At 67.9% G+C, this 12,647-nt stretch carries 14 protein-coding genes and 1 other RNA gene; 9 read left to right on the forward strand and 6 right to left on the reverse strand.

Features of this window, described 5'->3' with window-relative positions; genetic code table 11:
* Positions 1-3: 3 nt before the first annotated feature.
* Both Q8S30_RS10075 and Q8S30_RS10080 read right to left on the reverse strand, forming a co-directional pair.
* Positions 4-1,134, reverse strand: coding sequence for a polysaccharide biosynthesis/export family protein (locus tag Q8S30_RS10075; protein WP_305665893.1), 1,131 nt, complete (start codon positions 1,132-1,134; stop codon positions 4-6).
* An 80-nt stretch (positions 1,135-1,214) separates the two neighbouring features.
* A complete protein-coding gene (locus tag Q8S30_RS10080) occupies positions 1,215-2,504 on the reverse strand; it encodes a capsule biosynthesis protein (RefSeq protein WP_305665894.1) in 1,290 nt (429 codons plus the stop codon).
* A 544-nt stretch (positions 2,505-3,048) separates the two neighbouring features.
* Here Q8S30_RS10080 and Q8S30_RS10085 point away from each other — a divergent pair.
* The 8 genes from Q8S30_RS10085 (at position 3,049) to Q8S30_RS10120 (ending at position 8,943) form a co-directional block, all read left to right on the forward strand.
* On the forward strand, positions 3,049-3,669 hold the full coding sequence (locus Q8S30_RS10085; protein WP_305665895.1) for a riboflavin synthase: 621 nt from the start codon (positions 3,049-3,051) through the stop codon (positions 3,667-3,669).
* Complete coding sequence (locus Q8S30_RS10090; protein WP_305665896.1) at positions 3,666-4,229, forward strand: hypothetical protein; 564 nt, start codon at positions 3,666-3,668, stop codon at positions 4,227-4,229. The genes Q8S30_RS10085 and Q8S30_RS10090 overlap by 4 nt, the downstream gene beginning before the upstream one ends.
* A 97-nt stretch (positions 4,230-4,326) precedes the next feature.
* Positions 4,327-5,427, forward strand: coding sequence for a 3,4-dihydroxy-2-butanone-4-phosphate synthase (gene ribB / locus Q8S30_RS10095; protein ID WP_305665897.1), 1,101 nt, complete (start codon positions 4,327-4,329; stop codon positions 5,425-5,427).
* 5 nt (positions 5,428-5,432) lie between these two features.
* Positions 5,433-5,951 (forward strand): 6,7-dimethyl-8-ribityllumazine synthase, encoded by a 519-nt coding sequence (locus Q8S30_RS10100; protein WP_305665898.1) that lies wholly within the window; start codon positions 5,433-5,435, stop codon positions 5,949-5,951.
* Positions 5,952-5,966: 15 nt separating this feature from the next.
* Positions 5,967-6,452 (forward strand): transcription antitermination factor NusB, encoded by a 486-nt coding sequence (nusB, locus tag Q8S30_RS10105; RefSeq protein WP_305665899.1) that lies wholly within the window; start codon positions 5,967-5,969, stop codon positions 6,450-6,452.
* Between the two features lie 133 nt (positions 6,453-6,585).
* Complete coding sequence (locus tag Q8S30_RS10110) at positions 6,586-6,921, forward strand: hypothetical protein (RefSeq protein ID WP_305665900.1); 336 nt, start codon at positions 6,586-6,588, stop codon at positions 6,919-6,921.
* Positions 6,922-7,045: 124 nt separating this feature from the next.
* Positions 7,046-7,846 (forward strand): YoaK family protein, encoded by an 801-nt coding sequence (locus Q8S30_RS10115; RefSeq protein ID WP_305665901.1) that lies wholly within the window; start codon positions 7,046-7,048, stop codon positions 7,844-7,846.
* A 266-nt stretch (positions 7,847-8,112) separates the two neighbouring features.
* Complete coding sequence (locus tag Q8S30_RS10120; RefSeq protein WP_305665902.1) at positions 8,113-8,943, forward strand: YdiY family protein; 831 nt, start codon at positions 8,113-8,115, stop codon at positions 8,941-8,943.
* Between the two features lie 90 nt (positions 8,944-9,033).
* Here the strand turns inward: Q8S30_RS10120 and ssrS are convergent.
* A non-coding RNA gene (gene ssrS / locus Q8S30_RS10125) (6S RNA) lies at positions 9,034-9,190 on the reverse strand.
* 105 nt (positions 9,191-9,295) lie between these two features.
* Here ssrS and Q8S30_RS10130 point away from each other — a divergent pair.
* A complete protein-coding gene (locus tag Q8S30_RS10130; RefSeq protein ID WP_305665903.1) occupies positions 9,296-9,760 on the forward strand; it encodes an MmcB family DNA repair protein in 465 nt (154 codons plus the stop codon).
* A 3-nt stretch (positions 9,761-9,763) separates the two neighbouring features.
* Here the strand turns inward: Q8S30_RS10130 and Q8S30_RS10135 are convergent, their stop codons facing one another.
* From Q8S30_RS10135 to dsbD, 3 genes are all read right to left on the reverse strand, one after another.
* A complete protein-coding gene (locus Q8S30_RS10135) occupies positions 9,764-9,982 on the reverse strand; it encodes a DUF6324 family protein (protein WP_305665904.1) in 219 nt (72 codons plus the stop codon).
* 77 nt (positions 9,983-10,059) lie between these two features.
* Positions 10,060-10,857 (reverse strand): TlpA disulfide reductase family protein, encoded by a 798-nt coding sequence (locus Q8S30_RS10140; protein ID WP_305665905.1) that lies wholly within the window; start codon positions 10,855-10,857, stop codon positions 10,060-10,062.
* Positions 10,854-12,638: a protein-disulfide reductase DsbD gene (dsbD, locus tag Q8S30_RS10145; RefSeq protein WP_305665906.1), complete on the reverse strand. Its 1,785-nt coding sequence runs from the start codon at positions 12,636-12,638 to the stop codon at positions 10,854-10,856. The genes Q8S30_RS10140 and dsbD overlap by 4 nt, the downstream gene beginning before the upstream one ends.
* Positions 12,639-12,647: the final 9 nt, after the last annotated feature.

The following is a 12,647-nucleotide window of genomic DNA, read 5'->3' on the forward strand; positions in this document are numbered from 1 at the left end:
CCGCTATTCGCCCAGTGCCGCGACCGAATTGGCAGAGTTCGCGGTGCCGGTCAGCGCGCCAAGGGTCTTGGTCCATTGGACGAACGGCGCCTCGGTCACATAGACCGTGTCCTGATCGCGGATCACGAAATCCCGCGCCTCGAACATGCCGGTCGGTGCGGTCAGGTCCAGCACATAGACCATGCGCTGATCGCCGCGCAGGTCACTGCGGCCAAGCACCATGTTGGCAATCTCGGCCTTCTCGTTGCGGAACACGAAGACGCCGGTCGGGTCGGCAAGGCTGGTGTTCAGCCCGCCCACCTGCGCAATCGCCTCGATGGCGGAAATGGTCTGCGTGTCGAACTTGACCCGGTTCTGCCCGCCGGTCGCGCCAAGCGCGGTGAAAGAACGGTCGTCCTGTTCCACCACGATGGTATCGCCGGGGCGCAGTGCGATATCCAGCTGCGGGTTCTCCCACAGGTCGGTCAGCCAGATGGTGCCAGTCTGCTTGCCGCGGGTGACGGTGACCTTGGCGGTCTCGGGCTCGATGGCAATGCCGCCGGCGCGGGCCAGCATCGCCGACAGCGTCCGCGTCGGCCGCTCGATCGGATAGACACCCTGGCCGCCGATGGCACCCATCAGCGTGACGGTCGAGCCATCCCCGGCGATCCGGGTGACAGAGACCTGCGGATCGGGCGTCTGCGCATCCAGCTTTTCGGTGATGATCCGGCGCAGCGCCTCGGGCGAGTTGCCCGCGGCCTTGATGCGGCCAGCATAGGGCACGAAGATGAACCCCGCGCCATCGACCTGAACCTCGCTCAACTGCGTTGCCGGCGCGCCGGCAACGGCCAGAAGCCCGTCATCGACGTTCTCCCAGATCGTCAGCCCCAGCACGTCGCCAGCGCGGATATCGTCGGACCCGACGATCCCTGCATTCAGGAAGGCAGAGGAGAAGCCAAGCGACGGCACCACTGCCGTGGCGCGCGTGACCCGGTCATTGACGGACACAATGAAGGCATTGCCCTGCCGTTCCACCGATCCTGCATAGATTTCGCGTTTGTTCGGGCCGGAGCGCGGCAGGCCGCAGCCCGCTACGGTCGCCGCGATGACGAACAGGGCCAGCACTCTGGCCCCGCGGCTTGCCTTGATTGTCACTGCTCTCGCTCCTTATGACGGAACTTGCCTCGTCTTTTTCCAGCAACCTTACGGAAAACCGTCCCAAAAAGCCAGCAACCTTATTGCACGACCCGCAATTGTTGCCGTGGGGACGCGGCGCCCGAAATCAGCGCGTCATAGGGGTCTTCGGGGATCAGCATCATGTCCACCACCTGCCGCAGGGCGTGGCGCCGGCCGCGGGCGGAATAGAAGCCGCCCGGCACTTGAGAGGTTTCCAGAAGGTAGTGCCGGTAGTCGCGATAGGCGCGCCCGTCGGGGCGGCGGGGGCGGGCGAAGAACTCGGGCAGCGGCTGGGTGGAGACGAACTCGGGCTTGGAATAGACCGCGGCGCCGAACACCTTCAGCGGCAGCCCGCGCCACAGTACCTGTTGCGCGGCGGTGGAATTCACCGTGACGGCAGAGCGCGCCTGATTGAGCAGGCCTGCCAGCTTGCCGCCGCGCACGAAATGCACCCGGCCGGTCACGCCGTACTTCTGCGCCAGCCGGCGGATATCGGCGACCATGCTGCTGCGCCCATCCTCCAGCGGGTGCGCCTTGAACACCAGATGGTGGTGCCGCGGCGCGCCCTTGGCAAAGCCCTGCAGGCAGGTGTCGATGAACTCGGTCATGTTCGCGAAGGGCCCATGCATCCGGAAGCTGGCATCATGTTCCAGCTGCATCAGCACCAGATGATAGGGAAATCCGCCAAGCCGGATGCGCTGGCTGGCGGCGAAGCGCTCCAACCCGTGCAGCGGCATCAGCACCAGCCGTTTGAGGTGCAAGGCAAATTCGCGCGCGACACCGATGCCCCGATGCGGGCGGAAGCCGGCATAGCGGCGGTTCAGGAACATGACGTAGAAATGGTAGAGCGCGCCGTAGAACACATGGTGGCGCATGTCGCCCCAGCGGGCGGGGGCGTCGGGCATCTCCATCTCGGACTGCTCCAGCGCCTTGCGCATGGCGGCGATGGGCATCTCCATCAGCCGGGAATGGCCATTGGAGCCGCCGCGCTCATAGGTGATCCAGTAGGGGCGCAGATAGCCCTCCTCGAACACATGCACCGTCAGGCCGAGGCTGCGGGCGATCTGCACCGCCTCGGCATGGATGGGGCGGGTGTCGCCATAGAGCACGAGGTCGGTGATGCCCTTCTTTGCCAGAATGCCGCGCAGCGCGGCGGGCCAGTCCTCGGCCGGGCCGGGATAGGGCAGCAGGGTCGAGCGGTCGCGCCAGAACCGATCATCGCCGCGGTTGAAGGAAACGCGCCAGGTGGCGGCGCCAGCCGCGCGCAGCATCGCGCCCAGACGGTCGAAGAAGGGGCCATGCGGGCCCTGCAGGAACAGGAAGTTGCGCGAGGCGGCAGAGGCGGTCATGCGCGCCCTTGGTGGTTGGTCAGCACTCCGGGTCCGATCATGACGACACCTCAAACAAGGGACGGCGCAGGCTTGCCGCCCCACGGGTCCGTGAAAGCATAGCGCGCCCGCAAAGTCGAGCGCGGCCCTTTGTGGGGCGTTGAGGATGTCTGCGAGGCAAAGCGGGCGATTTGGGGGCGGGAAAGGGTCGTTTTCGGGCTCAATAGCTTCCCACGAGAGCCCCCCTTGCCCGGAATCAAGGCGCTTTAGCGCCGCCGGGCAGCGCCCGCCTCCCGGCCCGGCCACGGGCCGGGCGTTCTTCGCGGAAATCCTCCACTGGAGGATTTCTTGTCGCTCATCACCCCCCTCGGGCGGGCGCTACTCAACGGCTCCGCCCAGAACCACGTGGAGTTACGCCGCACCATAAATTACCTAGAATAGCCGTTGCAGCGCCCACCCGGCGGACGGGCGCTGCCCTCTGACAATGCTCAGCATCCGCCTTCACCCTTGCCGGAACCCCGCCGCAGGCTTACTTCGGAAGCCGCAAGCAAGAAGGATCCCCAGCGTGTTCACCGGCATCATCACCGACATCGGCGAAATCCTCGATCTGCGGCAGGAGGGCGACCTGCGGGCCCGGATCGGCACCAGCTATGATCCGGCCGGGATCGACATCGGCGCCTCCATCGCCTGCGACGGGGTTTGCCTGACGGTGATCGCCACCGGCACTGCCGAAACACGCCACTGGTTCGAGGTGCAGATCTCGGCCGAGACGGTGGACAAGACCAACCTCGGCCCCAATGTCTGGCGCCCGGGTCGGCGCATCAACCTGGAACGGGCGTTGAAGGTGGGCGACGAGCTTGGCGGCCATATCGTCTCGGGCCATGTCGATGGCGTCGCCGAGATCACCGCGATGCGGGAGGAGGGGGACAGCACAAGGCTGACCTTCCGCGTGCCCGCCGCGCTGGCGGGGTTCATTGCGCCCAAGGGCTCGGTCGCGCTGAATGGCACTTCGCTGACCGTCAACGAGGTGGAGGGCGACAGCTTCGGCGTGAACCTGATCCCGCATACCAAGACCGCGACCACCTGGGGCGATGCCAAGGTCGGCGATGCGGTGAACCTCGAGATCGACACGCTGGCCCGCTATGTGGCGCGGATGACGGAGTGGTCGGCGAGCCTCAAGGCATGAGCGGCATCGGCCATAACCTCGGCCCGGCCTTGCCGACAACCGGCAAGGGCTGGCAGGTGCATTGCTGGCGCAAGGCCCGCACGGACCTGCTGCCGCAATTGCCGCTGGAGGTGATCCGGCTGCGGGTGCGGCGCGCCAAGGAGATCGGGCTCGACTACACCAGCTATGCCACCGTCCGCGCGACGACGGGGCATGACATCGTCGCCTTCCTCTACTCCTCGAACGCGCTGCACCTGTTCCGCGCCGATCAGGCGCTGGCGGCAGACCGTGCGGCGAAGCTCGCGGCGCAGATCGGCGTTCAGCGCCAGATCGCCGCGCAGCCGCCGCTGGACCCGGCCGCCACTCTCGTCGGCCTCGCCGGGCAGGGGCTGCGCTTTGACGGTGCCGGCCGCGCCCCGGGCCTGTTGACCTTCCCCGCCCTGCGCGAGGCGGTGCGCGGCCTTCTGGGCGGTGTGCCGGGCGACCGGGTGCTGCTGGTCGGCGACACGGCGGTGGAGCGCGAATGGTGCGCGGCGGGGCGGCTGGCCGGCTACATGCCCGCGGAGCGCTTCTTCGCCTGAGCCCGGGGCTGCGCAATGCCGCACAGGCCCCCCGCACCCTTGCGCTGGCAAAGCCGCGCGCCCTGCGCTATCAGGCGAAAGCCCGGGGAGTGCTGCGATGACCGATACCAAGACCGACTACAGCGATGCCATCTCGACCGTTGAAGAGATCATCGAGGATGCCCGCAACGGGCGCATGTTCATCCTCGTCGATCACGAGGACCGCGAGAATGAGGGCGATCTGGTGATTCCGGCCCAGATGGCCACGCCCGAGGCTATCAACTTCATGGCGACGCATGGTCGCGGGCTGATCTGCCTGTCGCTGCCGGGGTCCCGGATCGATGCGCTCGGCCTGCCGCTGATGAGCCCCAAGAACTCCAGCCGCCACGAGACCGCCTTTACCATGTCGATCGAGGCGCGCGAGGGCGTGACCACCGGCATCTCGGCGCATGACCGCGCCCGCACCGTCGCCGTCGCCATCGACCCGACCCGCGGTGCAGCCGATATCGCCAGCCCCGGCCACGTCTTCCCGCTGCGCGCCCGCGATGGCGGAGTGCTGGTGCGCGCTGGCCATACCGAGGCGGCGGTGGATGTCAGCCGCCTTGCCGGGCTCAACCCCTCGGGCGTGATCTGCGAGATCATGAATGACGATGGCACCATGGCGCGGCTGCCCGATCTGGTGGCGTTTGCGCAACGGCACAACCTGAAGATCGGCACGATTTCCGACCTGATCGCCTATCGCCGCCGCCATGACAATCTGGTCACGGAACGCGCGGTCAAGCCGGTGACCTCGGTCCATGGCGGCGACTGGCTGATGCGGATCTTCACCGATGAGACGCAAGGCGCCGAACATGTCGTGCTGTCCAAGGGCGATATCTCGGGCGACGCACCGGTGCTGGCGCGGGTCCATGCGCTGAACCCGCTGGAAGATGTGCTTGGCATCGGCGGCGGCCAGTCGGGCGAGCTGCAGGGCGCGATGCGCGTGATCGCCGCCGAGGGCCGCGGCGTCGTGGTGCTGCTGCGCGACACCACGATGAAGCTGGTGATGGAGGGCGAGGCCTCGCCGCAGACGCTGCGGCAATACGGGCTTGGCGCGCAGATCCTGTCCTCGCTGGGGCTGTCGAAGCTGATCCTCGTCACCAACTCGGCCGCGCCGCGGGTGGTGGGGCTGGAGGCTTACGGGCTCGAAATCGCGGGCACCCGCCCGATCACGGAGTAACGCCGATGGCCGGTTCTGAGACTCATTACACCCTGCCGCTGCCGGTCTTCGACCGCGCGGTGAAACTGCTGGTCGTGGTCGCGCCCTATTACAAGGACATCGCCGACGATCTGGTCGCGGGCGCCTGCGCCGTGGCGCATGATGCCGGGGCCGATATCGACGTGATCGAGGTGCCCGGCGCGCTGGAGATCCCCTCGGCCATCGCGATGGCGGGGCGGATGACCGATTATGACGGATTCGTCGCCCTTGGCTGCGTGATCCGGGGTGAGACGACGCATTACGATACTGTGTGCAACGACAGCTCGCGCGGGCTGATGATGCTGGGCCTGCAGGGCGCCTGCGTCGGCAATGGCATCCTGACGGTGGAGAACCGCGAGCAGGCCGTGGTCCGCGCCGATCCGGCCGGGCAGAACAAGGGCGGCGGCGCCGCAGCGGCGGCCTTGCATCTTGTCGCGCTTTCCCGCAAATGGGCCCGCCAGACGAAGGGCATGGGCTTTCGCCCCGCCGCGTCGGAACAGACCTGACCCATAGGCAACCAGATGACTGAAGAGACCCCGCGCAAGCGCAGCCAGGATGAAAAGCGGCAGATGAAATCCGCCGCCCGGCTTTATGCCGTGCAAGCGCTGTTCCAGATGGAAGCGGCGGGGCAGCCGGTCGACAAGGTGCGGCTGGAGTTCGAGACGCATCGTTTCGGCGCGGTCTACGAAGGCGACGAGATGGCCGAGGGTGACCCGAACCTGTTCCGCCGCCTGCTGGAAGATGCCGTGCAATGGCAGGCCAAGATCGACCAGATGACCGACCGGGCGCTGATGGCAACCTGGCCGATCGCCCGCATCGACCCGACCCTGCGCGCCCTGTTCCGTGCCGCGGGGGCAGAGCTGATGACGCCCGCCACCCCGCCCAAGGTGGTGATCAACGAATTCGTCGATGTGGCCCGCGCTTTCTTCCCCGAGGGGAAAGAGGCGAAATTCGTCAACGCCGTGCTGGACCACATGGCGCGTGAGGCGCGGCCAGACGCGTTCTGACCTCGTTTTCTGAGCGGGCTTGCCGGTGCCCCGATCCTAACATGGATCAGTCTGGCTGCGGCGCATTGGCCGATGTGATTCGCTGCAGCACGCGCTATCGTGGCGAATGATCCCTCGTCAGGCGGACCCCTCCATGCCCAAACTCGTGCGCCTCTATATCCGCAACGTCGCCCTCGGGCTGCTGCTGTCGCTGGTCTTCGTCGGCGCGCTCTTGTGGTTCAACATCGGCAACCTCTGGCATCTGGTCACCTCGACCCGAGAAGGGCCGATTGCCGTGGTCATGCTGGTGATGTTCAACGCGGTGGTCTTTTCGGGCGTGCAGTTCGGCATCGCGGTGATGCGGATGGCCGAGCCCGAAGATCGCGGCACCGGCGGGCGCAAGATGCCCGAGCCGGTGGCGCAGCCCACGGGCACCTTGATCCCGGTGACCGTAGGCGCCCGCGCCCCGCATCGCAGCCGCGGCGCCTGACCGCACCTTGCATCTGCAGCACCCCGGCTGCAGTATCGCGGCGCTCGCCGTCGTGCATGTGATCCCCTGACCGCGACCGCAGGCCAAAGCCACCGCGCATGATCAGGGAACGGGGACCGCCTGCATGACCTCTGCACTTCCACCCGCCCTGCCGATCCGCAACCGGCGGGTGCGGTGGAAAACCGGGCGGCGCATCTTGCAGCCGGTCCGCTCGGCCCGCGTGCTGGTCGCGCATCGGCGGTCACAGGGCAATGACCTGGTTCTGGCGACAGTTCTGGCGGCCATTGCCGGGGCGGCGAACGCGGGCGGGTTCTTTGCGCTCGGCCAATACACCTCTCACATGACCGGCTATCTGTCGCAGCTGGCCGACAACGTTGCGCTGCTGAACCTGAAGGTCATCTTCGTCAGCATCCTCGCCATTTCCGCCTTCACCGCCGGCGCCGGCTTCAGCACCATCCTGATCCACTGGGCGCGCAGCCATGCAGGCCGCCAGCAATATGCCTGGCCGCTGGTGATCCAGGGCAGCTTCATGGCCTGCTTCGCCTGGGGCGGGATCTTCAGCAGCGAGGCCGGGCGGCTCTTCTCGCTCGCCTGCCTGTGCTTCATCATGGGGATGCAGAATGCGACGATCACCAAGATCTCGGGCGCGCGCATCCGCACCACCCATGCCACCGGGATGGTGACAGATATCGGAATCGAGCTGGGGCGAGCCGCGTATGGCCTCGCGCTGCCGCGCTCCGGCATCCGGGTTGACGGGCCAAAACTGCACATCCTCCTTCAGCTCGTCGCGGCGTTCTTGCTGGGTGGCATCACCGGCGCCATCGGCTATGGTCAGGCGGGGTTCTTCTTCTCGCTGCCGCTGGCTGTTGTCCTACTGGCCCTTGGCTTGCCCGGCCTTGTCAGGCCGACTCGGAAGCAGCCGTAACGCGTACCCCGAAGCCCCCTCACGCCCCGCTCATTTCTGCGTGTGCGAAGGAACCGGCGGATCGGCGCCCGTTCGGGGGGAACCCCTTGGCGGCATGTCGCCTGCGCCGGTTTGCTAGCGGTAAACCTTGAGATTTCAAGACTCTGCATCTGGCTATGTAACGCTCATAAGTCCCCGCAGACGGCGCGGCCACACAGGTGACGGCGTCGTGTGACTGCGGCGGTCCACCCCCGCCCGCACATGTGACAGTGAAAAGGATCGCACCCATGAAAACCATTCTGACCATGGCGTCTGCCTCGACCCTTGCGCTGCTGATCGGGACCTCTGCGATCTACGCGCAGGGTACCCTTGTCGGCACCGAGGCTCTGGACGACCGGATTGACGACATCTCGGAAGACGCCCAGGACGATCTGGAAGAAGCGCGCGACGACGCCCGCTTCGGCCCCGAGCAGTTCCAGCCGGGCTGGTCGGGCAGCGTTGCCATGACCTATGCCGGCTCCTCGGGCAACACCGAGACCCAGGATCTCGCGCTGGCAGGCCGCCTGCGCTATGGCCAGGGCCAGTGGACCCATACCGTCGGCTTCGGCGTCGAATATGGCGAGGATGACGGCGACGAGACCAAGAAAGAGTTCTTCACGGTCTATGACGCCAACTATTCGCTGACCGACCGCTTCTACGTCTTCGGTCTGGCCCGCGCGCAATTCGACGAATATGCCGCCTTCGAAACCGACGCCTTCCTCGGCTTCGGTCCGGGCTACCGGATCATCAACACGCCGCAGACCGCCTGGCGTGTGCAGGCCGGCCCGGGTATCCGCTATGTCGAAGACCAACTCGGTGAAGACGATACCGAAGCGGCGATGATCGCCTCCTCGCGTCTCTACCACGCGTTCAACGAGACGGTGTACCTGACCAACGACACCGACATCCTGGCGTCGGATGCCAACACGCTGGTCAGCAACGATCTTGGCCTGAACTTCGCCATGACCGACCAGCTGTCGACCCGCGTGAGCTACCGGACCGACTACAATGACGAGGCTATCGAAGGCACCAAGAAGACCGACAACCGCCTCGGCGTGTCGCTCGTCATGGGCTTCTGATCAGCCGCTTTTGCTGAGAGCTTGAAGGGGGGCGGGGAAACCTGCCCCTTTTTCACGTGCGGGGGGCGTTGGCCTTTGAGGAAAGGTGTGGCGGGATCCGCGGCAGCCGTGAAGGCTTAATTTCCCGAGAGCCTGGTTTTACCAGGTGGGCGCCAGATACCGAGACCAGGATCCCGGCAGAGCCAGCTCCCTCGGAGATGCTTATCGGCCACTGGAAAAGTGCCTCGCACGAGAGGGGCAGAACCCGCCACATCCTTGACATAGGCGCGCGATGGCGCCCGCGCAAGGCTTTGCGCAAATCAGCGGGGATGCAAGGCTTGCGCGGTGTTCCCCTTTGGTTCATGGTTGGTAAATGACCGACCTTCCGTTCCCCCTGATGCCCGGCCAGACCCTCGCCCGTGGGGTCTGCCGGCATCTGCTGTCGCATGGCTTCGTGACGGTGGAGGAACTGGTGCCGGCCCCCGGCCTGCGCGTCGATGTGATGGCGCTTGGGCCGAGGGGTGAGGTCTGGATCGTCGAATGCAAATCCGGTCGCGCCGATTACATGACGGATCGGAAATGGCAGGGCTATCTCGATTGGGCCGACCGCTTCTTCTGGGCGGTGGATGCCGATTTCCCGACCGACCTGTTGCCAGAGGGCACGGGACTTATCCTCGCCGACGGCTATGACGCGGAAATCCTGCGCATGGCCCCCGGAACAAGGCTGGCAGGGGCGCGGCGCAAGGCGGTGCTGCAGACCTTCGCCCGCCACGCGGCCGCGCGGCTGCAGGCGCTGCGCGATCCCGGGCTGCGGCTTGGCGGGCGGCTGCCTATTTAGGGCTCAGCGCCGGCCCTTGCCCTTGGGCGCGCTGCTGCCGCCCATCTGCCGGGCCGCCTCGGCCGCGGCGCGCAGCTCTTCGGCAATTTCGTCGGCCTCATCCGGGTCGAAATCCAGCGGCAGATCGACGCCCTCCCCCTCGACATAGATCCGCACCATGCCAAGCGTGGTCGGCCCGATCTGCAGGTTTGCGGCAACTTCGCTTTGTTTGTCGATCCCCATCGGGTCCTCCGTCGGTACGCGGCAATCCCCGGCAGCTAGCGCGTTTGCCCCCCGGATGACAAGGCCCCCCGGGCCGCCTATGGCGCGCCCGCCCGGATCTGGTCCATCCGCGACAGCAGCCCCGCGCGGGAAATCTCGCCGACATGCAGGTGATGCAACTGGCCCGCGACATCGAAGAACAGCGTCGCGGGCAGGCCGGGGATGCCGAACCCTGCCTGCATCGCCTGCCCGGGGTCGAGCCACATGCCGCCCTCTGGCAGGCCGTCGCGGGTCAGGAAGCGGCGGATCACCGCCTCGCCCTCGCCTTGGTTCAGGAACACCATCTGCACGCCGGTCTCATTGGCGGCAACCTCGGTCATCATCGGCATCTCGCGCCGGCAAGGCGGGCACCAGCTGGCCCAGAGGTTCACGACCACCGGCTGCCCCGGCACGAAGCCCGCAGGGGCGCCGTCCAGCGCGGCGAAGGTGGCCTCGGGCAGCTGGCTGGCGGCAGGGTCCGGCGACAGCAGCCGGGCGGTGTTCCACGCGGCCCCAGCCAGCAGCGCGGCCACCAGCAGCGGCGCCGCCTGACCGGGCAGGCGGCGCAGGTCGAGCGCCAGCAGCAGCGCCGCCACCGCCACCCCGGCAAGGGACAGATAGCCGCCCTGCCAGACATAAAGCACGCTGACAGGGTCGCTCAGGAACACCGGCAGGTTGGCAAGCACGAAGGCCAGCCGCGCCGCGATCACCCCCAGCACAACCGCCCGCGTGGCGCGGCGGTCGGCCAGCGGCCCGTGGCGGCGGGTCAGCAAGGCCGCCGCCAGCAGGAACACGAAGATGCCGATTCCGGCCGAGAACCGCTCGGCTGACAGCACGAAGGGGCCAAGCGCGATCATGGCGCCGCCCCGGCGCTGCGCAGCATGTCGGCGGCCTTGATGTCGCCGATCAGCCTTGTGCCCGGCGCCTCGGCCCCGCCCCTGTCCAGAAACACCATCGTCGGCGGGCCGACCGACTGCAGGCGGTCCAGCATCGCCTGCGCCTCGGGGCCGAAGTCACTGACGTCGGCCTTGATCAGGGCGCGCCCCTCCAGCGCCGCCTGCACCGCCGGATCGGCCAGCACATCGCGCTCGATCACCCGGCAGGTCACGCACCAGTCGGCGGTGACATAGACCAGCGCGGGCGCGTTTGCCTGTGCAAGCGCCCGGTCAATTCCGGCGCTGCCGGTCGCGGTGGTGAAGGTCAGCGCCTCGGCTGTTGGCGCGCCCCCCACCAGCGGCGCCAAGGGGCGCAGCGGATCGCTGCCGCCCGCCGCCGCGCCAAAGCCAAGCGCCGCGCCGGCAACGATGGCGGTGAGGCCCGCAACCTTCGCCAGCCGCTGCCGCAGCCGTGGCCCGGCAGCATCCACACCGCCAAGCGCCACCCCAAGCCCCAGCGCCAGCAGCGCCCAGAGCGCCAGAACCACTGGCCCCGGCAGGATCCGCCCCAGCAACCACACCGCCATGCCCAGGAAGACGAACCCGAAGGCCCGCCGAACCGCCTCCATCCACGCCCCGGCGCGGGGCAGGGCGCGGGCGCCAAGCGTCCCCGCCACCAGCAAGGGCGCGCCCTGCCCAAGCCCCAGCGCGAACAGCGCCGCCGCACCCAGGGCTGCATCGCCGGTCTGCGCGATGTACAGCAGCGCCCCCGCCAGCGGCGCGGTCACGCAGGGCCCGACGATCAGCGCCGAGGTGAAGCCAAGCCCCGCCGCCCCCGCCAGCGACCCGCGGCGCCCGGTGCCGGGCCGCGTCAGCGCCGCGGTCAGCCGGGCAGGCATCGACAGTTCGAACAGGCCAAAGCTCGACAGCGCCAGCACCCCGAACAGCGCCGCCACCGCGATCAGCGCCGCGGGCGATTGCAGCACCATCTGCAGGTTCTGCCCCGACAGCGCCGCCGCCACGCCAAGCGCACCAAAGGCCAGCGCCATCGCCAGCACATAGACGCCCGACAGCACCGCGCCCCGCAGCGGCGTCAGCCGCTCGCCCTGCCGCGACAGCAGGCCCAGCAGGATCGGCGCCATCGGCAGCACGCAGGGCGTGAAGGCCAGCAGCAGGCCAAAGCCGAAGAAGCTGGCGATGACCAGCGCCGCGCCGCCCCTTGCCGCGATGCCGTCCACCAGCCCCGGCGATTCCGCCATCTGCATCCCCTGCGCAGGCTCGGCCGCGGCGCCATCCGCGGCAATCGTCCGGGTGATCGGCGCATAGCAGATGCCGCCATCCTGGCAGCCCTGCCAGGTCAGCGTCACCGGAAAGGCCGCGGCGGGCAGCGCGGCAGAGACGGCATCGTAATAGACCTCCATCGCGCCGAAGCCCGGATCGTCCTTCGCCGTGCCGGGCGGCAGGTCCAAGGGCAGCCCGGTGCCATCCGCCGCCGTGGCTCGGAAGAACTCGCGGTACAGGTAATGCCCCGGCATCACCTGCCAAGTCAGCCGCACCGCATCGCCTTCCGACGCCACCGTTAGCAAAAACGCCTCATCGGCACCCATCGGCTGGCCCGCGCTGGAAAAGCTGGTGAGCGGGCCAAGGCTCTCTTGCGCGAGGGCCGGGCGCAGGCCGGAGGCCAGCGCCAGCATCACGGCCAGCGCGGCAAGGATCGGCAGAAGGGCGCGAAGGGCGGGGCGGGGGGCGGGGCATGTCATCATTCCGCCGCT

Source organism: Frigidibacter sp. (assembly GCF_030695035.1).
GTDB lineage: Bacteria > Pseudomonadota > Alphaproteobacteria > Rhodobacterales > Rhodobacteraceae > Frigidibacter.

Excerpts from the sequence above, each read along its gene's own strand:
- Q8S30_RS10080 (WP_305665894.1), bottom strand. The coding sequence starts at position 2,504 with ATGACCGCCTCTGCCGCCTCGCGCAACTTCCTGTTCCTGCAGGGCCCG.
- Q8S30_RS10090 (WP_305665896.1), top strand. The coding sequence starts at position 3,666 with ATGAGCGGCATCGGCCATAACCTCGGCCCGGCCTTGCCGACAACCGGC.
- ribB (WP_305665897.1), top strand. The coding sequence starts at position 4,327 with ATGACCGATACCAAGACCGACTACAGCGATGCCATCTCGACCGTTGAA.
- Q8S30_RS10100 (WP_305665898.1), top strand. The coding sequence starts at position 5,433 with ATGGCCGGTTCTGAGACTCATTACACCCTGCCGCTGCCGGTCTTCGAC.
- nusB (WP_305665899.1), top strand. The coding sequence starts at position 5,967 with ATGACTGAAGAGACCCCGCGCAAGCGCAGCCAGGATGAAAAGCGGCAG.
- Q8S30_RS10110 (WP_305665900.1), top strand. The coding sequence starts at position 6,586 with ATGCCCAAACTCGTGCGCCTCTATATCCGCAACGTCGCCCTCGGGCTG.
- Q8S30_RS10115 (WP_305665901.1), top strand. The coding sequence starts at position 7,046 with ATGACCTCTGCACTTCCACCCGCCCTGCCGATCCGCAACCGGCGGGTG.
- Q8S30_RS10120 (WP_305665902.1), top strand. The coding sequence starts at position 8,113 with ATGAAAACCATTCTGACCATGGCGTCTGCCTCGACCCTTGCGCTGCTG.
- Q8S30_RS10130 (WP_305665903.1), top strand. The coding sequence starts at position 9,296 with ATGACCGACCTTCCGTTCCCCCTGATGCCCGGCCAGACCCTCGCCCGT.
- Q8S30_RS10135 (WP_305665904.1), bottom strand. The coding sequence starts at position 9,982 with ATGGGGATCGACAAACAAAGCGAAGTTGCCGCAAACCTGCAGATCGGG.
- Q8S30_RS10140 (WP_305665905.1), bottom strand. The coding sequence starts at position 10,857 with ATGATCGCGCTTGGCCCCTTCGTGCTGTCAGCCGAGCGGTTCTCGGCC.
- dsbD (WP_305665906.1), bottom strand. The coding sequence starts at position 12,638 with ATGATGACATGCCCCGCCCCCCGCCCCGCCCTTCGCGCCCTTCTGCCG.